We start from the raw sequence: 23,104 nt of genomic DNA, 5'->3' as shown, positions 1-23,104 counted from the left end.
GACCTGCACGGCGCAGGCGCCCGCCATCAGCATCTCGACCGCATCGGCGCCGCGCGCCACTCCGCCCGCGGCCACGATCGGCAGGTCGCCGAACGCCGCGTGCGTCTCCCAGACCGCCCGCACCGCCAGGGGGCGGATGGCCGGGCCCGACACGCCGCCGGCACCGGCGCCCAGGACCGGGCGACGCTCGGCGATATCGATGACCATGCCCGGGACTGTGTTGATGAGGGTCACCGCGGCCGCTCCGGCCTCCCGGGCGGCGGCCGCCACCGCCACGATGTCGGGAGCGACGAGGCTCAGCTTGGCCCAGCGCGGCAGACCGGCTGCGGCGGCTGCCTCGGTGGCAGCGGCGGTGGACTCGGGCGCCCGGGCGAAGAGGTGCTCGCCCGCCTCCAGGTTGGGGCAGGAGAGGTTCACTTCGAGGGCCAGGATGCCGTCGCGGTGCGGTGCCAGCAGTTCGGCGGCCCTGCGGTACTCCTCGACGGTGCGACCCCAGATGCTGGCCACCACGCGCACGCCGGCCGCCTGAAGCGCCGGCAGTTGCTCGGCCGCCCAGGCCGCCACGCCCGGTCCCTGCAGGCCGACGCTGTTGATCATCCCCGCCGGGGTTGCGTCCACCCGGGGGGCGGGATTTCCCGGCCACGGCTCGGCGGAGAGCGACTTCACGACGACCGCGCCGGGCGCCGTCAGGTCCATCACGCCGGCCATCTCGGTTCCGTAGCCCGCCGTGCCCGAGGCGCACAGCACCGGGTTCGGCAACTCCACCGTGCCCACCGAGACCCGCAGGTCGACGGCCCGCCGGCGCTGCCTCACGCCGACTCCCGGATGTCCCGGTGGTATTCCTGCAGGCTGCGCACCTCCATGGGATGGTTGCGCTGGTCGGCAATACCGGCGGTGGCCGCCAGCGCCGCGGCGACCGTGGTCAGCAGCGGCACGCCGCGCTGCGCCGCGACGCGGCGGATGTCGGCCCCGTCGGCGCGCGGGCCGCGGCCCTGCGGCGTGTTGATGACCAGATCGATGCACCCTGCGTCAAGGAGCGTCACCGCATGGGGGCCGTCGGGGTCGGCGAGCTTCGCCACGACCGCCTCCGTGCCGACCCCGGCGGCGGCGAGGGCGGCTGCCGTGCCCCGGGTGGCCAGCAGCGTGAAGCCCATCTCGGCGAGACGCCGCGCCACGGTGATCCCCGCCTGCTTGTCCCTGTCGGCGAGCGACAGGAACACCGACCCGTTGGTCGGCAGGGCGGCGCCGGCGGCGATCTGGCTCTTGGCGAACGCCAGGCCCGGCCGCTTGTCGATGCCCATCACCTCACCGGTGCAGCGCATCTCGGGTCCCAGCACTGCGTCCACGCCCGGGAAGCGATTGAAGGGCAGCACCGCCTCCTTCACCGAGATGTGCTCGGGTGGCCGCCAAGCCTCGTAGGAGCCGGGAGCAGGCGCCGGCCCGGTCCAGCCCTCGACCGACCCGGATGCGGCGACTTCGGCCAGGGTCCGCCCCATCATCGCCAGCGTCGCCAGCTTCACCAGCGGCACGCCGGTCGCCTTGGCCACGAACGGCACCGTGCGTGACGCCCGCGGGTTGGCCTCCAGCACGAACACCGAACGGCCGTCGGGGCCGCCGAGGCTGCCGTCGGGACCGCGGGGCACCGCGTACTGCACGTTCAGCAAGCCGACGACCTGCAATTCGTCGGCGATCGCCCGGGTGTGCCGCTCAAGCGCTTCGATCACACCCGCCGGGAGGTTCACCGGCGGCAGCAGGCAGGCGCTGTCACCGGAGTGCACGCCCGCCTCCTCGACGTGCTCCATCACGCCGCCGATGAGAACCGAGCCGGCGCGGTCCCGCACGGCGTCGACGTCCACCTCCACGGCGTCCTCCAGGAAGCGATCCACCAGTACGGGCCGCTCCGCCGAAAGGCCACCCTCGCGGCCGAGAGAACCCTCGTGGCTCATCTCGGCCATGGCGACCGCCAGTTCCTCGTCGTCGTGCACGATGACCATGGCGCGCCCGCCCAGGACGTAGGAGGGACGCACCAGCACCGGGTAGCCGATCCGCCGGGCAACCGCCCGGGCCGCGTCGGCCGAGGTGGCGACATCCCCGGGCGGCTGGGGGACCCCCAGGCGCCTGCAGAGCACCCCCCACTGCTCGCGATCCTCCGCCGCGTCGATGGCGGCCGGCGACGTGCCCGCCACCAGCCCCGGCGGCAGTTCGCCCGCCAGCTTGAGCGGCGTCTGCCCGCCGAGTCCCACGATCACCCCGACCACGCCCGGTCCGCCGCCACGCCGCGCCGAGCGCTCCTCGGCGCCCAGCACCGCCAGCACGTCCTCGGTCGTTAGGGGCTCGAAGTAGAGCCGGTCGCTGGTGTCGTAGTCGGTGGAGACCGTTTCGGGGTTGCAGTTCACCATCACCGTCTCGTAGCCGGCGTCGCCCAGCACCTGCGCGGCGTGCACGCAGCAGTAGTCGAACTCGATGCCCTGGCCGATGCGGTTGGGTCCCGAGCCCAGGATCACCACCTTCGGACGATCCGAGGGCGCCACCTCGTCGGAGTCCTCGAAGGTGGAGTAGTGGTACGGGGTCTCGGCGGCGAACTCCGCCCCGCAGGTGTCCACCGTCTTGAACGTGGGCCCCACCCCCGTGGCCAGGCGTGCCCGGCGGACCTCGCCCGCTGTGCAGCCCCAGAGATAGGCCATCTGGGCGTCGCTGAAACCCAGGCGCTTGAGCCCCCGCCAGTCGCGGAGGTTCAGCACCTCGGGGGTGACGCCGGCGAGGCGGTCCCGCTCGGCGGAGATTAGGCGCATCTGTTCCAGGAACCACGGGTCCACGCCGCTGGCGGCGTACAACTCGTCGGTATCGAGTCCCCGCCGCAGGGCGGCCTCCAGCTGGAAGACCCGTTCGGGGGTGGCCACGGCGCAGGCCTCCAGAAGGGCGGCGTCGTCGAGCCGGTCGTAGGCCGACTCGGCCGGATCGCAGTTGAGCCCCGCCCTGCCCAGTTCCAGGGAGCGCAGAGCCTTCTGCAGCGATTCGCAGAACGTCCGGCCGATCGCCATGACCTCGCCGACCGACTGCATCGAGGTGCCCAGGGTGGACCGCGCCCCGGGGAACTTCTCGAAGTTCCAGCGCGGCACCTTCGTGACCACATAGTCAATGGTCGGCTCGAAGGCCGCGGGGGTCTTGCGGGTGATGTCGTTGGGGATCTCGTCGAGGGTGTAGCCCACGGCGAGCCGGGCGGCAATCTTGGCGATGGGGAACCCGGTGGCCTTGGATGCCAGCGCCGAGGAACGGCTGACCCGGGGATTCATCTCGATGACGACCTGGGAGCCATCGGCGGGATCGACGGCGAACTGGATGTTGGAGCCGCCGGTCTCCACGCCGATACGGCGGATGCAGGCGAAGGCGGCGTCGCGCATCTGCTGGAACTCGATGTCCGAGAGCGTCTGGGCGGGAGCCACCGTGATGCTGTCGCCGGTGTGGACCCCCATGGCGTCGAAGTTCTCGATGGAGCAGATCACCACGCAGTTGTCGGCCCGGTCGCGCATCACCTCCAGTTCGAACTCCTTCCAGCCGGCGATGGAGCGTTCGATGAGGATCTCGGAGATGGGGCTGGCGGCGAGGCCCTCGGTGGCGACGGCGGCCAGCTCCTCGACGGTGGAGGCCATGCCGGTCCCCCGCCCGCCCAGGATGTAGGCGGGACGGACGATGACCGGCAGCCCGACTGTCTCGGGGGCGGCCATCGCCTCCTCAAGCGAGCGGGCGATCATCGAGGCGGGCACCGCCAGGCCGATCTCCACCATGGCGGCCTTGAAGCGCTCGCGGTCCTCGGCGCAGGCGATCGCCTCGGGCGAGGCACCGATCATCTCGCAGCCGTGCGCCTCCAGCACGCCTCCCTCGGCGAGCCCCATGGCCAGGTTCAGGGCGGTCTGGCCCCCGAGCGTCGGCAGCAGCGCGTCGGGGCGCTCGCGCTCGACGATCCGGCTGAGCGCCTCGTGGGACAGCGGCTCCACGTAGGTGGCGTCGGCGAACCCGGGGTCGGTCATGATCGTGGCCGGATTCGAGTTCGCCAGGATCACCCGGTAGCCCTCCTCGCGCAGGACTCGGCAGGCCTGGGTGCCGGAGTAGTCGAACTCGCAGGCCTGGCCGATGACGATCGGCCCCGAGCCGATGATCAGGATCGACTCGATGTCGTCGCGGCGTGGCATCAGCGGTCGGCGCCCGCGGCGAACGGCGCCCCGTCGGGCTCTGCTCCGTGCAGCTCCCGGAGCCAGGAGTCGAAGGTGGCGAAGAGGTAGCCGCTGTCGTGCGGGCCGGGACCGGCCTCGGGGTGGTGCTGCACGCCGTAGGCGGGAACCTCCAGGCTGCGGAGACCCTCGGTGGTGCCGTCGTTGAGGTTGCGGTGCGTGATCTCGGTGCCGGGCACCCCGCCGTCGGCTACGCAGAAGTTGTGGTTCTGGCTGGTGATCTCGACGGTGCCCGTGGCGAGGTGGCGCACCGGGTGGTTGCCGCCGTGATGCCCGAAGGGCAACTTGAACGTCTCCCCGCCGAGCGTGGCGCCGAGCAGCTGGTGGCCGAGGCAGATGCCGAAGACGGGCACCTCCCCCAGCAGCCCCTCGATGACCTCGGTGGCGCCCCGCACCGCCGCCGGATCACCGGGACCGTTGGAGAGCAGCACACCGTGCGGGCGGCGAGCCAGGATCGCCGCCGCGCCGAAGCCGGCGGGGACCACCTCCACATGGGCGATGCCGGCCAGCCGACGCAGGATCGACGTCTTCACGCCGAAGTCCACGACGCTGATGCGCCAGGGACGCCGGCCGTCGCCGCGGGTGGTGGCCCGCAGGTAGGGGCGCTCGCAGGTGACGGTTGCGACGAGGTCGACACCGTCGGTGCCGGGCTCGGCGGCGGCCGCGGCCCGTAGGTCCGTCTCCGCGGCGGTGCCGAAGGCCCCCACCATGGCGCCCTCCGAGCGGATGTGGCGGGTGAGCCGGCGGGTGTCGGCGCCGGTGAGGCATGACAGGCCATGGCGCACAAGGAACTCCTCCAACCCGCCTCCGGCCCGCCAGCTGCTGGGGGTCGTGACCAGGTCGCGCACCACGAGTCCCCGGCAGAACGGGCGGCGACTCTCGAAGTCGACGTCGCTGACGCCGTAGTTGCCGATGTGGGGATAGGTGAAGGTGATGATCTGCCCCGCGTAGGAGGGATCGGTGAGAACCTCCTGGTAGCCACACATGACGGTGTTGAACACGACTTCGCCGGCGGTGACTCCCCCCGGTGGCTCCGCGCCGGCGATCTCGCCCTCGAAGATCTCGCCGTCGGCGAGAACCAGCGCGCCGGGGCGCCTCGCCGCCGGCGTCATCGCTGCGCCTCGCCGTCGACGACCAGCGCTTCACCGGCCACCAGCGTGTGTCGCACCCTGCCGCGCAGCCGCCGCCCCACATAGGGCGTGTTGCGGCTGCGGCTGGCGCCGCCGCTGTCGTCAGGAGTCCAGATGGCCGACGGATCGAACACGCACAGGTTGGCCGGGCGGCCCGCCGCCACGGGCCCGCCGTGGGCGCCGTCGATGCCGGCGATGCGCGCCGGCTGCCACGACAGCAGCGCCAGCACCCTCGCCGGCGACAAGTCCAGCTCGGTCAGGGCGAGGGCCAGCGCGGTCTCCAGGCCAAGCATTCCCGGCGGGGCCTCCTCGAAGGGGCGCTCCTTGGCGTCAGTGGTGTGGGGCGCATGGTCGGTGGCGATGGCGTCCAGGTTGCCCCGGGCCAGGGCGGCGCGCACCGCCGCCACGTCGTCCGCGGCGCGCAGCGGCGGGTTGACCTTGAAGCGGGCGTCGTAGGAGGCGCAGCACTCGTCGGTGAGCGTGAAGTGGTGCGGCGCCACCTCGGCGGTGACCGCCACGCCGCTGCGGCGCGCCGCCTCCACGATGGCCACCGAGCCGGCCGTGGAGAGGTGCTGGAAGTGCACGGGCGCCCCGGTGAGGCGGCTGAGGGCCACGTCGCGCATCACCATGATTTCCTCGGCCTCGGCGGGGATGCCGGGAATGCCCAGCCGCGAGGACCACTCGCCCTCGTGCATGTGTCCTCCGGCGGCGAGCGAGTCCACCTCGCAGTGTTGCGCCAGCCGCACCCCGAGGTCGGAGGCGTACTCCAGGGCGCGGCGCATGACCGCGGTGTCCTGCACCCCGGCGCCGTCGTCGGTGAACAGCCGGACGCCGAGCGCCGCCATCTCCGCCATGGGGGCAAGGCGCTCCCCCGCCCGGTCGACCGTGATGGCGCCGGCCACCTCCACCTGGCAGAGCGAGGCGCGACCCAGTTCCTGCACCTCGCGCACCATGGCAGCGGAGTCGATGGATGGGTTGGTGTTGGGCATCGCCACGACGGCACAGAAGCCCCCGAGGACGGCGGCACGGCTGCCGGATTCCACGGTCTCGGCCTGCTCGCCCCCCGGCTGGCGCAGGTGGGCGTGCAGGTCCACCAGGCCCGGGGCCACGATGCAGCCGCGGGCGTCGAGGGTTCGGTCACCGCCGCCGGCCCCCGCAGCCAGACCGTCGTCGACGGCCGCGATCGTGCCGTCGGGCCCGACGAGCACGTCGGCCGCCCGCTCGCCGGTGGCGTCGGTGACGGTGCCGCCGGCGATGACCAGCCGGGACCGCTCAGCCACCGCCCACCTCGGCGGCGGACGCCTGTTCGGTGGCCGGGGCGGCCTCGGCATCCGGTGTCGAGGCGATCCCCGGTTCGGCGCCCAGCAGCCAGAACAGCACCGCCATCCGCACTGAGACGCCGTTGGCAACCTGCTCGGAGATCGTGGTACAGGCCATCTCGGGCACTTCGGAGCCGATCTCGACCCCGCGGTTCATGGGACCGGGATGCATCACGATGGCGTGGTCGGCCAGGCGCCGGGCGCGTTCGGCGCTCAGCCCGAAGCGCTCGTGGAACTCGCGCAGGCTGGGCAGCAGCGCCCGATCCTGCCGCTCGCGCTGCAGGCGCAGCAGGTACACCACATCGGCGCGGGGCAGGACATCGTCGATGCGGCTGCTGACGCTCACACCCCAGCCGTCCACCGCCGGGGGCAGGAGCGTGGCCGGAGCCACCAGCGTGACACCCGCGTCCAGCAGTTGCAGCGCCGCCACCAGCGATCGGGCCACGCGCGAGTGGGCGATGTCGCCCACGATCGCCACGTGCCGCCCCTCGATGCCACTCAGTCGTCGGCGGATCGTGTAGCAGTCCAGCAGGGCCTGGGTGGGATGCTCGTGACGGCCGTCGCCGGCGTTGACCACCGCGGCGTCCAGCCAGCGGGACAGTTGCACCGCCACACCGGCGCTGCGGTGCCGCACGACCACGCAGTCGACACCCATTGCCGTCACCGTCTGGGCCGTGTCGCGCAGCGACTCTCCCTTGCTCAGCGAGGAGTTCCCGGCGCTGAAGGTCACCGTGTCGGCCGACAGGCGCTTGGCCGCGGTCTCGAAGGAGAGACGGGTGCGGGTGGAGTCCTCGAAGAACAGCGAGGCGACCGTCTTACCCCGCAGGGCGGGCACCTTCGGGATGGCCCGGGTGTTGACCTCGGCGAAGCTGTCGGCGAGACGCAGGATCTCGCGGATGCCGTCCGCGCCGAGGTCGCCGACGGACAGCAGGTGCCGCCGACCGCCGGCGCCGGCGGTGGGACCCCCCGGTGGCCCGCTCATACCGTCACCCCCAGAACGACGCCCCGATCACTGACGTCCACCATCTCCTCGCGCCGGGTGGGCAGGTTCTTGCCCACGTAGTCGGCCCTGATCGGAAGCTCGCGGTGGCCGCGGTCGACCATCACCGCCAGTTGCACGGCCCGGGGGCGCCCGAAGTCGCAGACGGCGTCGAGCGCGGCGCGCACGGTGCGGCCCGTGTACAGCACGTCGTCCACGAGCACCACCGTGCGTCCCGTCAGATCGCCCGAGATGGTGGTGGGTGCCTGCACCAGCACGGGCCGCAGACCGATGTCGTCGCGGTGCATCGCCACGTCCAGCGAGCCGCAGGGGACATCGGCGCCGTCGATCTCGGCCAGCAGCCCGGCCAGCCGTTCGGCCAGGAACACTCCCCCGGTCTGCAGCCCCACCAGCACCAGGTCCGCCGTGCCGTCGTTGCGCTCGATGATCTCATGCGCCATGCGCCTCAGCGCCCGGCCGAGCGCCTCGGCGTCCATGATCTCGACCCGAGGCACGAAGTCGCCCGGAGCGCCGGCGTGTCGAGCGGGAGCAGCCGCATCCCCAGAACCGGAAGGATTCGACGACTCGGCCGGAGAAGAAGTGGCCGCGGCTCGTACCCTGCGCTCGCGGTCAGACAGCGTGAAACCTCCGGTCCGTGCGGGCCTCGCCGGACCCGCTTAACGGTCGGCTGACGGTACCACGACAGCCGACGTCAGCAACGCATGCCGTCGAAGGGATTTCCGAGCGCTAGACGCGCACCTGCCGGGCGACGGTCGCCAGCACGCCGTTCACGAAACGGCTCGAGGACTCCGTGGAGTAGAGGTTGGCGAGCTCCACCGCCTCGTTGAGCACCACCGCCGTCGGCGTCTGCGGCCGGTGCGCCAGTTCGTAGACGGCGAGGCGCAGGATGGCGCGGTCCACCGGCGCCATGCGCGGCACCGACCAGTCCACCGCCACCTCGCCCAGCAGCTCGTCGATGGCCGCGCCGTGGACGGCGACGCCCTCGACCAGTTCTGCGGCCAGCGGTTGCGGCGGCAGGTGCTGGCGCCGCAACAGTTCGAGAGTGTCGAGTTGGCGGGCTTCGGCCTCGTACAGGAGCGCCAGCGCCCGCTCGCGCGCCCCGCGGGCCTCGCTGCGGGCGCCCGGCGTGGCGTCGGGGTCGGCGTGCCCGCTCACCCTCGGGCGATGTACTGGCCCGAGCGGGTGTCCACCTTGATGCGCTCGCCCGGCTCGATGAACAGCGGCACCGACACCACCAGACCGGTCTCGGTGACGGCCGGCTTGGTTGCGCCGGAGACCCGGTCGCCCTGGATGCCCGGCTCGGTCTCGGTGATGGCCAGGGTGACCGCGGCGGGCAGGTCGGTGCCCACGATCTCGCTCCCGTACATCTGCAGGATCACCGAGTCACCCTCGATGATGTAGCTCCCGGCGTCACCCAGCGTGGCCTCCTCCACGTCGAGCTGCTCGTAGGTCTCGCCGTCCATGAACACCCGGGCCTCACCGTCGCGGTACAGGTACTGCATGGAGCGCTTGTCGATGATGGCCCGCTCCACCTTCTCGCCGGCCCGGAAGGTGCGCTCCAGCACCGCCCCGGTGCGGGCGTTCTTGAGGGTGGTGCGCACGAATGCGTGGCCCTTGCCCGGCTTGACGTGCTGGAACTCCACGACCGAGAACAGTCCCTCGCCCAAGTCGAGGGTCATGCCCGTCTTCAGGTCGTTGGTGGTGATGGCGACCATTCCTACCTCCGTCGGGTGTGGCCGGGCTCAGCCCACGACCAGCGTCTTGGGCGAGCACGTGAGGCGCCGGCAACCGTCGTCGGTCACGACCACGGTGTCCTCGATGCGCACGCCTCCCTCGCCGGCCAGGTAGATGCCCGGCTCCACCGTGACGACCTCGCCGGCGGCGAGCACCTCGTCGCTGCGGCTGCTGAGGCTGGGCGCCTCGTGGATGTCGAGACCCACCCCGTGCCCGGTGCTGTGCAGGAAGGCCTCACCCCAGCCCGCGTCGTTGATGACCTCGCGGCAGACCGCGTCCACGTCCGCGCAGGGCACACCGCCGGCGACGGCCTCGACGCCGGCCTGCTGCGATGCCCGCACCACCTCATAGACCCTCCCACCGGGGGGCCGCGGCTCGCCAACGCAGACCGTGCGGGTCATGTCGGAGCGGTAGCCGTCGATGATCGCCCCGAAGTCGATGACCACCAGATCCCCGGGCTCGATGCGGCGCGGGCCCGGTCGGGCGTGGGGCAGGGCGCTGTTCTCGCCGGCCGCCACGATGGTGTCGAACGCCGAGCCGGAGGCGCCCCGGCGGCGCATGAGATGGTCCAGTTCGGCGGCCACGTCACCCTCGGTGGGCCGCTCGGCGAGGCGCGGCAGCACCTCGGCCAGGGCGCCGTCGGCCACTGCGGCCGCCGCGGCCACGCGGGCCACCTCCTCGGGCGACTTGCGGCGGCGCAGACGCTCGATCACGCCGGTCGACGGCACCAACTCGGCGCCGCCGAACCACTCGCCGGCGAATCTCCGGTAGCGGGACCAGCTCACGTTGTCGGCCTCGAGGGCGATGCGCCCCAGCCCGGCAACGGCCCCGGCGGCCGCTTCCTGCTGCTCGCTGCCGCGGTTGGCGATGACGACCCTGCCCTCGACGCCGGCGGCTGACAGCTCGACGGGTGCTTGCGTGGCGTAGCGGCCGTCGGTGATCACCAGCAGATCGTCCGCCGTGAGCACCACGACCATGGCGGAGCCGCTGAAGCCGGTGAGCCAGCGCCCGTTCGCCAGGTTGGTGAGAACCAGCGCCTCGACCGCCACGACGTCGGAGCCGTTGCCCTCGGTGTCGTTGACGGGGGCCACCTCGACCCCCTCGGCGAGGATCTCCCGCACGCTCGCGGCCCTGCCGCCGACGCGCAGCGGCGGCAGGTCGGCCGCGATCGGTGGCGACCCCGCGGGAGTCGCCGTATCCGGCGCCATCTCAGCCACCCGCCAACTCTGCGGCGGCCTCGACGGCCAGCCGGTAGCCCAGCCCGCCGAAACCACAGATCAGTCCGTCGGCGACCGGGGCGACCACCGAAGCCTGCCGCCAGGCGTCGCGGGTGTACGGGTTGGAGAGGTGCAACTCCACAACCGGACCTTCGAAGGCCGCCAGGGCGTCCTGCAGGGCGCGCGAGTAGTGCGACAGCGCGCCGGCGTTGATGACGATGGCGGCGACGCGGCCGACCGCCCCGCCCACGGCGTCCACGAGGTCGCCCTCGTGATTGGACTGGGCGTGCTCGAGGGCGAAGCCGGCCTCGGCCGCAGCGGCGGTGGCCGTGCGCACGTGGTCGTCGAGGGTGTCGGTGCCGTAGACCTCCGGCTCTCGCCGTCCCAGCAGTTGCAGGTTGGGGCCCGACAGCAGAAGGATCACAGGAACAGGGGGGGAAGTCTGGTTCATCTGATTGCCTCCAGGGCTTCGGCCAGCGCGACCCGGTCCACGCCGCGCACGGGTTCGAGCCCGCGCGGACCGTCCAGGACGAGGGTCAGCTCGCCGACGGCCTTCTTGTCCCGGCCGAACAGGTCGATGAGCTCGCCGGCCTCGGTGCCCGCCGGCAGCGAGGCCGGCAGACCGTAGGCGCTCACCACCTGCCGGTGCTCGGCCACCCTATCGCCGTCGATGCGCCCCAGCCGTCGCGCAACCTCGGCGGCGTAGACCAGGCCCACGGCCACAGCCTCGCCGTGGCGCAGACCGAAGCCACCGGCGATCTCCAGCGCGTGGGCCAGCGTGTGCCCGTAGTTCAGCAGCATCCGCCGCCCCGACTCGCGCTCGTCGGAGGCCACGATCTCTGCCTTGAGCCGCACGCAGCGGGCGATGCGCTGCTCGAGGGGCAGTTCGGCCATGGCGGCGGCACCCGGCCCCGAGTCGTCGCCGGCCAGGAAGTGGTACTTGGCCATCTCGCCGAGCCCCGAGCGGTACTCCGCAGCGGGCAGCGTGGCCAGCACCTCGCTGTCGCAGAGCACCAGCGACGGCTGCCAGAAGGCTCCCACCAGGTTCTTGCCCTCCGGCAGGTTCACGCCGGTCTTGCCGCCGATGGCCGCGTCGATCTGGCCCAGCAGCGTGGTGGGGACGAAGACCACGGGGGTGCCCCGGTGGTAGACGGCGGCGGCGAACCCCGCTACGTCGGTGACCAGACCGCCCCCGACCGCCACCACCGCGTCGCCGCGCGTGAGGCCGAAGCGGGCGAAGCGCCGGCAGAGATCCTCGACGGTGGCCAACGACTTGAACCGCTCCCCCGCCGGGATGGTGAACGTCTCGGCGGCGGAGCCTTCGCCGGGGTCCACCTCCACCCCGATGCCGTCGGAGGTCACGACGACGACCCGGCGGGGTGTCGCCGGCATGCAGGCAGCCAGTTCGGCGGCCAGCCGGTGCCGCACGCCGGGTCCCACCAGCACGTCGTAGGAGCGCTCGCCGAGCCCCACACGGATGCGGGCAGGCCCGGTCCCGTCCTCACCCGTCTCGTCCTCGCCCCTCTCGCCACCGCCTTCCCGGTGGCCGCTGCCGTCCTCGGCATCACCCTCGCCGGTCGTCATCCACCCGCGGACGCGGGTCAGGCGTGTCACCAGAGCGGAGGCCGCCTGGAGCGCGGAAAGCTCATCGGCGTCCAGGACGACGTCGGCAACCTCGTCGTACCAGTGGTCGCGCTCGACTGTCAGCTTGCGCAGTCTCGCCATCAGCGCCTCGTCGTCCTCCGCTCCCGCCAGCAGCGGGCGCCCCGAGCCGTCACCCAGCCGGGTGGCCAGCGCCTCGGGCCGCACCCTCAGCCAGCAGACCACGGCGCCGGCCAGCCGGGCACGGTTGGCGGCGACGGTCACCACGCCGCCGCCGGTGGCCACCACCAAGGGCTCGGCGCTCGCCAGCACCTCGGCGAGCGTCTCGCTCTCGCGGCGGCGGAACCCGGCCTCTCCCTCGGCCTCGAAGATCTCCGGGATCGAGCGGCCCGCCCCGGCGGCCACCAGCTCGTCGCAGTCCACGAAACGCCGCCCCAGCACGAGCGCCAGCCTCCGCCCCGTCTCGGACTTGCCCGAGCCCATCATCCCCACGAGCGCAATGTGACGCACGGATCCGAGGCTACCGGTACCGCCCCACCCTCCCCGGCAGCGGCGTCCCGAAGCGGTACCGTCGGGTACGTGCGAGCGTTGGGCGTCGACCTGGGGACACGCAGGGTGGGGCTGGCGCTGAGCGACTCCGAGGGCCGCATCGCCACGCCTCTCGAGGTCCTGGAACGGACCGGGTCGGAGGCCCAGGACCACGCCGCCATCGCCGAGGTGGTGGCCGAGCGCAACGTGGCGGTGGTCGTGGTGGGGCTCCCGATCTCGCTGGACGGATCCATGGGTCCGGCCGCCCGCGCCGCCCGCGCCGAGATCGCGCGGCTGGCACCGGCGGTCGGGGTCCCGGTGGAAACCTACGACGAGCGCTTCAGCACCGCCGCGGCCGAGCAGCACCTCGACATGGGCGAGGTGCGCGGATCCAAGCGGCGCCAGGTGGTGGACATGGTGGCTGCTGCCGTGCTGCTGCAGTCCTGGCTGGATGCCCGCCGCCACGAACCCCCGACCACGTGAACAGCGATCGCGACTCGCCCGGGATCGACCCGCTCCTCCCCGGCGAGGCCGCTGATGCCGCCCCGGTGCCGCCCACGGTGACCCCACCGGTTCCGGACGCCGGGGCCCAACTCGATCCCGCTCCCGGCGACATGCTCCTGGACCCCGAGGCGATCGCCGAGGACGAGGCCCTGTTCTTCGGCGACGACGCCTGGACCCGCTTCCGGCGCCCCTGGGGGTTCTGGCGGCGCCTGCTGGTGCTGGCGGGCGGCTTGGCGCTCGTGCTCGGCGGCGCCTACTGGTGGGGCAACTCGTGGTTGCAGCGCCAGCTCGACCCGCCGGGCGAGCCGCAGGGCCGCTTCCTGGTGGAGATCCCCAACGGCGCCGGCGTCAATGACATCGCCAGGATCCTGGCCAACGAGGGCGTCGTGGCCAACGCCACTATCGCCCGCCTCTGGTGGCGCGACGCAGAGAGCCTCCAGGCCGGGGATTACTACTTCGCCGAGAACATGTCGGTGGATCAGGCCCGGGCCATCCTGGAGGCTGGGCCGATCCCGCCGGCCTTCGAGAGCATCACGATTCCCGAAGGTCTGTGGCTCGGCGAGATCGCCGACCGGCTGCTGGACTCCCTGCCGGAGTTCGACCCCGCCGAGCTGCAGGCCGCGCTCAGCGACGGGCAGATCCGGTCCCGGTACATGCCCGTCGGGATCGACAGCCTCGAAGGCGTCCTGTTCCCCGACACCTACCAGGTGGACGAAGCGGGCGTGAGCGACGAGCGCGCCCTCCTGCGACGGATGGTGGAGCAGTTCGACACCGTCGCAGCCCAGGTCGGCTACGACGACGCCCTCGAGCGCATCGGCCTCACGCCCTACCAGCTGCTGGTGGCCGCCTCGATCGTGGAAGCGGAGGCGGCGCGCTCCGAGGACCGCCCGAAGGTGGCGCGGGTCATCTACAACCGCCTCAATGCCGGCATGCCCCTGCAGATGGACGCCACCGTGCTGTACGCCATCGGCCGGCGCAAGAGCTCGCTGACGCTCACAGACCTCGACGTGGACTCGCCCTACAACACCCGCAGGTTCTCGGGCCTGCCGCCGACGCCGATCGCCGCGCCCGGCCGGGAGTCGCTGGCCGCTGCCATGAACCCCGAGCCGGGAGAGTGGTTGTACTTCGTACTCGTCGAGAGGGACGGCACACTGTTCTTCACCGAGGACTACGACGAGTTCCTGGTGCGGGCGGCCGACGCCCGCGCCCGGGGGGTGTTCTGATGACACAACCGGCCGGCCTCAGCAGCCACACCCGCCTGGCGATCGTGATCGGCGACCCGGTCCGCCACTCGCTGTCGCCGGTCATCCACAACGCCGCGTTCGCCGCCTGCGGGCTGGATTGGGTGTTCCTGGCCTGCGAGGTGCCCGAAGGGCGGGTGCCCGATGCGCTGGCGGGGGCGCGGGCGCTAGGGATCGAGGGCCTCTCCGTCACGATGCCGCACAAGGCGGCGGTCGCCGCCGCGGTCGACGATCTCTCGCCCGCGGCGCGCCTGCTGGGCGCCGTGAATTGCGTGGCACGCCACGGCGAGCGGCTGGTGGGCCACAACACCGACGGCGGTGGCTTCGTGGACGCCCTGGCTGATGAGGCCGGCTGGTCGCCGGCGGGAACTCGCTGCGTGGTGCTCGGCGCCGGCGGCGCCGCCAGGGCGGTGACCCTGGCGCTGGCCGACGCCGGGGCGGTGGAGGTCGCGATCGTGAACCGCACCGCCCCGAACGCCGTGATCGCCACCGCGCTGGCGGGAGATCGGGGGCGTGTCGCCGAGCCGGGCGAGGTGGGCGGCTTCGATCTCGTCGTCAACGCCACCCCGCTGGGGATGCGCGGCCACAGCGGCGCCGCGATGCCCCTGGATCCGGAGCTGCTGCGGCCCGACCAGCTACTCGTGGACCTCGTCTACGAGCCGGCCGAGACGGCCCTGCTGGCCGCGGCGCGGGAGCGCGGTCTGCGCGCCTTCAACGGCGTGCGCATGCTGGTGCACCAGGCTGCCCGGGCCTTCCAGCTGTGGACCGGCACCGACGCGCCGGTCGACGCCATGGTGGAGGCCACGAAGCAGGCCCTGGCGCTCCGCTGACCGGGCCGGGAGGCAACGCTCTGGAGCCACCCGTCATTCCGGTGCAGAGCCTGCCCCGGACTCGATCCGGGGCCGGAATCCATTCTCCGGCGGTCCGACCGGTGTCGAGGTTCGGGGCCGTGCCGATCCCTGGGTTCCGGCTTCCGCCGGAACGACGAACGAGGGCTCAGACGTTGTCCCGCTGAGTTGCAGCCGCCCGACGCACCAGGTCCAGGGCCGCGTCGAGGTTTGCGGCGTCCTTGCCGCCGGCCGTGGCGAAGTCGGGATTGCGGCCCCCTCCCCCGCCGACCAGCTTGAGGGCGTCGCCCAGCAGGTCCGAGGCGTGCCAGCCGGCGCCGGGCACCACCGCGGACACGAACGCCACGCCGCCGCTCGCCGGCGCGGTCGCCAGAACCACCCCTGTCACGCCGTCGCGGTCGCGCACCGTGACGGCCAGGTCGCGCAACTCGTTGCGGTCGACGCCGTCGATGCGGGCCACCACCAAGCCGCCGTCGGCCGCTGCGGCCAGGTCGCCGGCCCGGTCGCCGGCCGCCTGCCGCCGCAGGCCCTTCAACTCGTCCCGGAGGGCCTTCAACTCGCCCGCCCAGCGTCCCGCGCCCTCCACAACCTCCTCGGGCGGCACGCCCAGCACGCCGGCAGCCTCGTCCAGCCGTGATTCGGCGCGGCGCAGCCGCTGGATCGGGCCGTGGCCGCACACAGCCTCGAGGCGACGGATGTTCGACCCGATCGATCCTTCCGAGATGATCTTCAGCGGCCCGATGTCGCCGAGCGCCCGCACGTGGGTGCCGCCGCAGAGTTCGATGGAGTTGGGGCCGGCCTCCAGCACCCGCACGGTGTCGCCGTACTTGTCGCCGAAGAAGGCGATCGCTCCCGCCGCCTTGGCCTCCTCCATCGAGGTCTCGTAGTGCCGGCACGCCGGGTTGTCGAGGATCTCGGCGTTCGCGACGTCTTCGATGGCGGCGATCTCGTCGCCGCTGAGGCCGCTGTAGTGGCTGAAGTCGAAACGCAGCCGGTCGGGCGCCACCAGCGACCCCTGCTGCTTGACGTGCGTGCCCAGCACCTCTCGCAGCGCCCAGTGCAGGATGTGCGTGCCGGTGTGGTGACGACGGATACCGGCCCGCCGCCGGCCGTCGATGACCGCACGCACGCTCTGGCCGGGCCGCAGCCGGCCCATCGCACCTTCGACGTGGTGCAGGTGCAGGCCCGTCACCACGTAGGTGGTGTCGCTGACCGGCAGCGCCTCGTCGCTCCCGTCCAGGTAGAGGTTGCCGGTGTCGCCGATCTGCCCGCCGGCCTCGGCGTAGAACGGGGTGCGGTCCAACACGACGCCCAGTTCGGTCACCACCAGCACCCGCCCGGTTGACTCGTCGCGGTCTCGGCCCACAAACTCGGTCTCGCCGAACTCCTCCAGCACCTCCAGGTAGACGCTCAGATCGGAGGCCGCGGTGGAGCGAGCGGCGAAGTCCTCCCGGGCCCGGCGACGCTGCTGGTCCAGTTCGGCCTCGAACCCCTCGCTGTCCAACTCCACGCCTCGCTCGCGGGCGATCTCCTCGGTCACCTCGAAGGGGAATCCGTAGGTGTCGTGCAGCAGGAACGTCACGCCGCCCCCCAGCGGCTCGCCCGCCTCGAGGCCCGCCAGCGCCTCGTCCAGCAGCACCGAGCCCTTCCCGAGGGTCTCCCGGAAGCGCACCTCCTCCCGTTCGGTGACGTCGCGGATGAAGGCGTGGTTGCCGAGCAGTTCGGGGTAATCATGGCCCATGATCTCGACCACCTCGTCCACCAGGAGGGGGGTCACGACGCTGTTCACACCCAGCAGGTAGGCGTGACGGATGGCGCGGCGCATAATCCGGCGCAGCACGTGGCCGCGCTCGGAGTTGGACGGGAAAACGCCGTCGCCGATGAGGAACGCCATCGTGCGGGCGTGCTCGGCGAGGATGCGCAGCGACACGTCGGAGGATTCGGAATCGCCGAGCCGCACACCGGAAAGTTCGGAGGCCTTGGCGACCAACCGCGCCATCTCGTCGATCTCGAAGACCGAGTCCACTCCCTGCAGCAGGGTCAGGACCCGCTCCAGACCGGCGCCGGTGTCGATGCTGGGTCTGGGCAGGGGAACCATCGAGCCGTCGGCCTGCTGCTCGAACTGCATGAACACCAGGTTCCAGAACTCCACGTAGCGCTCGTCGCCGCCGTGCGCCGGCCCGCCGCCGGGCCCGTACGCCTCGCCCTTGTCGAAGAAGATCTCCGAGCACGGCCCGCAGGGGCCGGTGTCACCCATGCGCCAGAAGTTGTCCTCGTCCAGTCGCTGGATCCGCTCGGCGGGCACGCCCACGGCGTCATGCCAGATCTCGGCGGCCTCGTCGTCGCTGAGGTGGACCGTGATCCAGAGCCGCTCGGGGTCGAACCCGAGGCGCTCGGTGGCGAGCTCCCAGGCCCAGGCGATGGCGTCCTCCTTGAAGTAGTCGCCGAAGCTGAAGTTGCCGAGCATCTCGAAGAAGCTGAGGTGCCGGCGGGTGCGGCCGATCTCGTCGAGGTCGTTCTGCTTGCCGCCGGCGCGCACGCACTTCTGCACCGTCGTGGCCCGCTTGTAGGGCGACGGTTCGGTTCCCACGAAATAGGACTTGAACGGCACCATCCCGGCGACGGTGAACAGCAGCGTAGGGTCGTAGGGAATCAGGCTGGCCGAGGGGACGACCGTGTGGTCGCGCTCGGCGAAGAAGCCGGTGAAGATGCTGCGCAGCTCGCGTGCTGTGGTTCCAGACATGGCGTGGGGCTGGGGTCGTTCGTGCGGCCCGCTCCGGGGAGCAGGATTCCGGGTCGAGGGTATTGCCCGAGGGACCGAAGGTGCTACTCGGGCCGGCCGCCGGTCCGGCGCGCGGTGCGCAGAGCCTGGCGGCCCTCCTCCATGGCCTCGGAGATCTCGCGGGTGACCTCCCGGATCGACTCGACGAGTTGGCGGGCCGGGCCGGTCGGGTCGCCGGCGGCGGTCTCGCGGCCCGCTCCGGCGGCAGCGCGGGACGCAGCGCCGACGCCAGCGTCACCCCCGCCGCGGGTCGTGGTGCCCCGGCGGTCGGATCGGGCGGCCGCGCCACGCTGCTGGACCTGCGCGGCGGCCAGCCGGGCGGCCGCGCCGCGCTGCTGGACCTGCGCGGCGGCCAACCGGGCGCCGATGAGCGCGGCGGCGGCCCGGTAGCCGGCGCGCAGCAGATACGTGGCCAGGCGGCGCGCCCAGGGGGCCCGCCGCGAAGCTCTGGGGACCGCGGCAGCGCCCCTGTCGCCCGAACCCGTGGGGGGCGGCTCGCCGCCGCCGGCGGCGGTGGGCCGGGAGGGGGCGGCGCGGCGCAACAGCGAGGCGACCGCGGCGAACGGCTCCACGAGTGCCCGGTATGTCGCCCGCGACAGAGAGTCGGCCCTCTCGGACACCGCCTCGGCCACGTCCAGCAGCCCCCCGACCCGCTGCACCTCGCCGGTCACCCTCCCCGACGCCTCCTCGATGCGCCGCACGGCGGGCAGCAGGTCGCGGCGAATCTCACCCAGCAGGCGGCGCAACTCCTTCAGCGACCGGCTGATGCCGACCCCCACGGCACCGAGGACCGCCACCGCCACCACCAAGGCCACACAGGCCAGAACCACGGCAAGCTCGCCACCACTCACAATTCGGACCTCCGCTCGGGCGCGACGGCTCCGGACCTCTCGTGCGACAAGAGAGTCGAAGGCTCCCGGAACACGCCAGCACCTCCTCAGAAAGCCGCTGCCTGGGCCGTCACCCTTGGGCGATCGCCAAGGATACCCCCCGGGTCCCCGGCGACTGAGAGGGGTGGATCGAGTGTCGGCCAGGACATTGTTCGGTCGGCCCACTACTGGCGCGGGATCCGCTTTGATAACGTTTCCAGGCTGACGGGCCAGGCCATCAACATCGGAGGGGGCTACGTGACGTGGTGAATGGGGCGACCGATCCCGTCGGTGTGCACCACATCGGCATCACCTTCTTCCAGAAGCCATGACGACTGCGGCGCCGGCAGTGACCCCCGCTCTCGAGTTGCGCGGCGTGAGCAAGTCCTTCGGCGCGGTGCGGGCGGCGCGCGACATCTCTTTCACCGTCGATCGCGGCGAGGTGGTCGGCCTGCTCGGCGACAACGGCGCTGGCAAGAGCACGATCGTCAACTGCATCTCCGGTGGCCTGCATTTCGACGAAGGCGCGATCCTCGTCGACGGGGAACTGGTGAAGATCGAACAACCACAGGATGCACGCGACCTGGGCATCGAGACGGTGCATCAGGACCTGGCGCTGGTCGATGTCCTCGATGTCACGTCGAACATGTTTCTCGGCCGCGAGAAGCCGACGCGGTTCCCCCTCTTGCGCGCCCTCGGCTGGCTCGACCGCCGCGGCATGGAACGCGACACGCGAGAGAACCTCAACCGGCTGCACATCGAGATCCCATCGGTGCGTACCCCTGTCACCCACCTGTCCGGCGGGCAACGACAGGCGGTGTCGGTGGGGCGGGCGGTGCTGTGGGGCCATCACATCGTCCTGCTCGACGAGCCCGCCGCCGCCCTAGGTGTCGAGCAGACGGAGCTCGTGCTGAGTCTCATCAAGCGGCTTCGCCACGAAGGAGTGGCGGTGCTGCTCATCAGCCACAACATGCACGACGTGCTCGAGGTCTGCGACCGGGTCGTGGTCATGCGTCACGGCGCCATGATCGGGGAGATCCGCGACCTGTCCGAGACGACGCCCCGAGACCTCGTCGACCTCATCACGGGCGTCACCCTGGGCGAGGTCGACACGGCGCGGCACAACTAGGCGATCAGGCTCGGCACTCGTCGTCGCTCTCACGGAAAGGCCAGTCTCATAGTCAGGACCGCCCTCGTCACCGGCAGTGCGCAGGGGATTGGTCGGGCCGCCGCCGAGGCACTCGCCGCCGCAGGACATCGAGTCCACGGGCTCGATGTGCAGCCCCAACCCGATGCCAGCTTCGAAGCCATCCAGGCCGACTTGGCCGACACCGACACCTGTCGGCGGGTCGTCGCCGGGATCGGGGCGGTCGACATCCTGGTGAACAATGCGGCGATCCTGGTCGAGAAGCCCGTCGACGAGATCAGCGACGACGAGTTCGATCGGACGATGGCGGTCAACCTCCGGGCCCCGTTCGTGCTCTCGGTGGCGGCCGTCGCCGGCATGGCGGAGCGCGGTTGGGGCCGGATCATCAACGTGTCGAGCGTCGGCGCCCGGACGGGCGGCATCTCGCAGTCGTGCGTCTACTCGGCCTCGAAGGCAGGCATGGTCAGCATCACCAAGAACTTCGCCCGCAACTACGGCCGGTCCGGCGTCACCGTGAACGCCGTGCTCCCCGGGGCAATCAACACCCCGATGGCTCGCGGCCAGTTCGTCAAGGATCCCGATCTCGAGTCATCGGTGCTCGCCGCCAGCCCGCTGTGCCGGCTGGGGGAGGGATCGGAGGTGGCTGCGGTCATCGCGTTCTTGGCCTCCGACGATGCGTCCTACATCAACGGAGCGAGCCTCGACGTCACCGGAGGGTGGGTGATGACCTAGTGCGGGGCGAGTCGGCAACGGTTGCGGTCGCAGGCGCTCGGCCGGGCGTCAGCGCACCGTCGCCACGCCTCCCGCGGCGGCACTCCGGTAGGCGGCTTCTGTGATCTCCACCGATCTCGCCCCGACGTGTCCCGGTGACCGGTTGCGGGTGTCGCGTCCCAGGGCGAGGTCGATCAGCGTGTGCACCGGGCCGTCGCAGTCGTAGTCCCCGGCGCGGTCGTCGAGCTCTACGTCGATGTCCTGGTCGGCGCCGCCGAACCAGTGGACGAACTCACGCCCCAGATCCACTGAAAGCATTCCTTCGGACCCGATGATGCGCACCGACAGGACGTGCTTGTTGCCGCGGTACCCCAGGTGGCACGAAGTCCCCGAGACCGTGCCGATGGCCCCGTTGGCGAACCGGACGGTCATCGCGTCGTGGAGCTCGACGGGCGCCTCGAGGGGCGCCGTCATCATGGAGAACACCTCGGACGCCCGCAGGTCCTCGGCCAACCACAGCGCCAGGCCGAGTGCGTGCGACACCTGGGCCTGGGCGTATCCGCCCCCCGAGAGCGAGGGGTCTGTGTAGGTCTCGGGCCGCGCCGTCGCCACCGGCGACCCCGCGTCGTACGACCGGGCCTCGGCGAGCAGCTCGCGCGCCGCCGAGGACATGTCGACCGTCACGTGCTCCACCTCGCCGAAGCCCCCGTGCTCCTCGACCAGTTCCTTGGCGCGGGCCACCATCGGCTTGTAGTTCCAACCGAGCGCCAGGACGAGGTGTCGCCCGAGCCGCTCGGCCGTCTCGACGAGATTCCAGGCATCGGCGGGGTCGATCGTGAACGGCTTCTCGACCATCACATGGGCACCCGCCTCCATCGCGGCCTTGGCGTGCTCGTAGTGGTACCGGTTGGGGCTGGAGACGATGCATACGTCCAAGCCCATCTCGAGGAGCTCGCGGTGATCGGTGACGCCGCGCTCGAACCCGAACTGCTCGGTGATCCACGGGATCAGCGCCTGCTCGGGCCGCGCGAAGCCGACGAGTGCGACGTCGTCGGTGCGCTTCAGGAGGTTGGGGATGTGGGAGGCGACGGCCCACGAGCCGGCTCCGATCACGCCCGCTCTCAGCCGAGGCATTCCTCAGGGCCCACCGGCGCCGGTCATGCTGAACACCCGCTGCGGGTTCGCTCGCAGGATCGTGTCGAGAACGTCCTGAGACGTGCCCCGCCTCCGCATCCAGGGGACGATGTGCTCCACGATGTAGTCGTAGCCGTGCCCGCCGTAGCGGTGCAGACGGTGCTTGGTGCAGATGTCCATCGACATGAGGACCCGTTCCGCGAACCCGTGCTCCACCAGGAGATCCACCCGGTCGAGACGTTCGGCGTCGTTCGGCATCGACAGCCCGGCCGGACGCCTCGGCACGAGCCCGGCGTCGGTCATCACGCCCACGGTGGGGAACATGGAGGTCTCCTGGCCGAAGATGTCGTACTCCAGGTAGACGCCGGTCTCGGCGAGGTCCAGGACCTCCTTCGGCTCGAGGACGGTCCGGTCGATGTGGGCGATGATGATCCTGCTCGTGTCCATGCCGGCGGTGGTGAGCACGTCGATGATCTCGGCCGGGGCGGCAGGATCGCGGCCCGGGTGCACCATCACCGCGGCGTTCGTCTCCAGCGAAGCGATGGCGGCGGCGCGCAGTGCCTTGCGTTCCGCGTCCCGCAGCGGCCAGTAGCAGCCCATCTCGCCGATGAGCCCGGCCTTGACGCCGGTGTCGTCGATCCCGGTGGTGAGCTCGTGGATCATCTCGGCGGCCAGGTCGGCGTCGGATCGTCGGTCCATGTCGCCGGGGTGGGTCTCGGCGACGTAGAACCCGGTGCCGGCGACGATCTTGACCCCGGTGGCCCGCGAGACCCGGAACAGCGCCCTGGGGTCGCGTGCGATCCACCGCGTCGTCGGGTCGACGATGGCGTCGCCGCCGGCTCGGTAGTACCGCCGCACCTCCTCGATGGCGACCTCCTCGTCGTACAGCTGGAGGTTGTCGACGTTGCTGGTCCAGTACTGGCGGACCCATTCGATGTTGCTCTCCGACACCGGCTCGTGGGCCCGGAAGCGCTCCGACGCCTCCTGCGGCTCGACGAACGACGGGTTGTGCAGGAAGACGTGCTCGTGGGGCATCGTCACGCCGAGCTCCCCGGGCGCGACGGGGCCGGTGACCGTCTGGATGAATGGCGCAGTCTCAGTCATGCACG

At 71.8% G+C, this 23,104-nt stretch carries 20 protein-coding genes and 1 pseudogene; 5 read left to right on the top strand and 16 right to left on the bottom strand.

The genetic code is table 11. The annotated features are described in order from the left end of the window. From OXG55_06970 to OXG55_06915, 12 genes and pseudogenes are all read right to left on the bottom strand, one after another. Nucleotides 1–813 (bottom strand): dihydroorotate dehydrogenase (locus OXG55_06970; GenBank protein ID MCY4102985.1); only part of this gene is annotated, 813 nt, incomplete at its 3' end. Then, nucleotides 810–4,190 carry a carbamoyl-phosphate synthase large subunit gene (gene carB, locus OXG55_06965; GenBank protein ID MCY4102984.1) on the bottom strand — a complete coding sequence of 1,127 codons (3,381 nt, stop codon included), beginning with the start codon at nucleotides 4,188–4,190 and terminating at the stop codon, nucleotides 810–812. The genes OXG55_06970 and carB, both read right to left, overlap by 4 nt. Further along, a complete protein-coding gene (gene carA / locus OXG55_06960) occupies nucleotides 4,190–5,341 on the bottom strand; it encodes a glutamine-hydrolyzing carbamoyl-phosphate synthase small subunit (GenBank protein MCY4102983.1) in 1,152 nt (383 codons plus the stop codon). The genes carB and carA overlap by 1 nt, the downstream gene beginning before the upstream one ends. Then, complete coding sequence (locus OXG55_06955) at nucleotides 5,338–6,639, bottom strand: dihydroorotase (protein ID MCY4102982.1); 1,302 nt, start codon at nucleotides 6,637–6,639, stop codon at nucleotides 5,338–5,340. Before OXG55_06955 ends, carA begins: the two co-directional genes overlap by 4 nt. Continuing rightward, nucleotides 6,632–7,660, bottom strand: a complete 1,029-nt coding sequence (locus OXG55_06950) for an aspartate carbamoyltransferase catalytic subunit (GenBank protein ID MCY4102981.1) — start codon at nucleotides 7,658–7,660, stop codon at nucleotides 6,632–6,634. The genes OXG55_06955 and OXG55_06950 overlap by 8 nt, the downstream gene beginning before the upstream one ends. Beyond that, nucleotides 7,657–8,154, bottom strand: a complete 498-nt coding sequence (pyrR, locus tag OXG55_06945) for a bifunctional pyr operon transcriptional regulator/uracil phosphoribosyltransferase PyrR (GenBank protein MCY4102980.1) — start codon at nucleotides 8,152–8,154, stop codon at nucleotides 7,657–7,659. The genes OXG55_06950 and pyrR overlap by 4 nt, the downstream gene beginning before the upstream one ends. 250 nt (nucleotides 8,155–8,404) lie before the next feature. Further along, a complete protein-coding gene (gene nusB, locus OXG55_06940) occupies nucleotides 8,405–8,833 on the bottom strand; it encodes a transcription antitermination factor NusB (GenBank protein ID MCY4102979.1) in 429 nt (142 codons plus the stop codon). After that, nucleotides 8,830–9,393: an elongation factor P gene (gene efp / locus OXG55_06935; protein ID MCY4102978.1), complete on the bottom strand. Its 564-nt coding sequence runs from the start codon at nucleotides 9,391–9,393 to the stop codon at nucleotides 8,830–8,832. Before efp ends, nusB begins: the two co-directional genes overlap by 4 nt. 27 nt (nucleotides 9,394–9,420) lie before the next feature. Continuing rightward, nucleotides 9,421–10,620 carry an aminopeptidase P family protein gene (locus OXG55_06930; GenBank protein MCY4102977.1) on the bottom strand — a complete coding sequence of 400 codons (1,200 nt, stop codon included), beginning with the start codon at nucleotides 10,618–10,620 and terminating at the stop codon, nucleotides 9,421–9,423. 1 nt (nucleotide 10,621) lies between these two features. Further along, entirely contained in the window at nucleotides 10,622–11,080 is a 459-nt protein-coding gene (locus OXG55_06925; protein MCY4102976.1) for a 3-dehydroquinate dehydratase, read from the bottom strand. After that, the gene (locus OXG55_06920; protein ID MCY4102975.1) at nucleotides 11,077–12,108 is read right to left on the bottom strand and encodes a 3-dehydroquinate synthase; all 1,032 of its coding nucleotides are present in this window, start codon (nucleotides 12,106–12,108) and stop codon (nucleotides 11,077–11,079) included. Before OXG55_06920 ends, OXG55_06925 begins: the two co-directional genes overlap by 4 nt. Before the next feature lie 138 nt (nucleotides 12,109–12,246). Beyond that, nucleotides 12,247–12,714: pseudogene (locus tag OXG55_06915) on the bottom strand (shikimate kinase). Nucleotides 12,715–12,810: 96 nt separating this feature from the next. Here OXG55_06915 and ruvX point away from each other — a divergent pair. From ruvX to OXG55_06900, 3 genes are read left to right on the top strand one after another with little or no spacing between them, the layout of a single operon-like run. Further along, complete coding sequence (gene ruvX / locus OXG55_06910; GenBank protein ID MCY4102974.1) at nucleotides 12,811–13,242, top strand: Holliday junction resolvase RuvX; 432 nt, start codon at nucleotides 12,811–12,813, stop codon at nucleotides 13,240–13,242. Beyond that, the gene (mltG, locus tag OXG55_06905) at nucleotides 13,239–14,486 is read left to right on the top strand and encodes an endolytic transglycosylase MltG (protein MCY4102973.1); all 1,248 of its coding nucleotides are present in this window, start codon (nucleotides 13,239–13,241) and stop codon (nucleotides 14,484–14,486) included. Before ruvX ends, mltG begins: the two co-directional genes overlap by 4 nt. Further along, entirely contained in the window at nucleotides 14,486–15,334 is an 849-nt protein-coding gene (locus tag OXG55_06900; protein ID MCY4102972.1) for a shikimate dehydrogenase, read from the top strand. Before mltG ends, OXG55_06900 begins: the two co-directional genes overlap by 1 nt. Nucleotides 15,335–15,500: 166 nt before the next feature. On the opposite strand, the gene alaS is transcribed toward OXG55_06900, so the two are convergent. Both alaS and OXG55_06890 read right to left on the bottom strand, forming a co-directional pair. Beyond that, nucleotides 15,501–18,095, bottom strand: coding sequence for an alanine--tRNA ligase (gene alaS, locus OXG55_06895; GenBank protein ID MCY4102971.1), 2,595 nt, complete (start codon nucleotides 18,093–18,095; stop codon nucleotides 15,501–15,503). Between the two features lie 83 nt (nucleotides 18,096–18,178). Then, nucleotides 18,179–18,985, bottom strand: a complete 807-nt coding sequence (locus tag OXG55_06890; GenBank protein MCY4102970.1) for a hypothetical protein — start codon at nucleotides 18,983–18,985, stop codon at nucleotides 18,179–18,181. Between the two features lie 385 nt (nucleotides 18,986–19,370). On the opposite strand from OXG55_06890, the gene OXG55_06885 reads away from it, so the two are divergent. Next, nucleotides 19,371–20,132, top strand: coding sequence for an ATP-binding cassette domain-containing protein (locus tag OXG55_06885; protein ID MCY4102969.1), 762 nt, complete (start codon nucleotides 19,371–19,373; stop codon nucleotides 20,130–20,132). A 48-nt stretch (nucleotides 20,133–20,180) separates the two neighbouring features. Continuing rightward, nucleotides 20,181–20,882, top strand: a complete 702-nt coding sequence (locus OXG55_06880) for an SDR family NAD(P)-dependent oxidoreductase (protein MCY4102968.1) — start codon at nucleotides 20,181–20,183, stop codon at nucleotides 20,880–20,882. A 48-nt stretch (nucleotides 20,883–20,930) separates the two neighbouring features. On the opposite strand, the gene OXG55_06875 is transcribed toward OXG55_06880, so the two are convergent. Further along, nucleotides 20,931–21,974: a Gfo/Idh/MocA family oxidoreductase gene (locus OXG55_06875; protein MCY4102967.1), complete on the bottom strand. Its 1,044-nt coding sequence runs from the start codon at nucleotides 21,972–21,974 to the stop codon at nucleotides 20,931–20,933. 24 nt (nucleotides 21,975–21,998) lie between these two features. After that, the gene (locus tag OXG55_06870; protein MCY4102966.1) at nucleotides 21,999–23,099 is read right to left on the bottom strand and encodes an aryldialkylphosphatase; all 1,101 of its coding nucleotides are present in this window, start codon (nucleotides 23,097–23,099) and stop codon (nucleotides 21,999–22,001) included. Between the last annotated feature and the right edge of the window lie 5 nt (nucleotides 23,100–23,104).

The organism is bacterium, from assembly GCA_026708055.1.
In the GTDB taxonomy this organism is placed as follows: domain Bacteria; phylum Actinomycetota; class Acidimicrobiia; order Acidimicrobiales; family CATQHL01; genus VXNF01.
The sequence above is the reverse complement of the archived record's forward strand: the minus strand, read 5'-3'. Positions and strand labels throughout refer to the sequence as shown.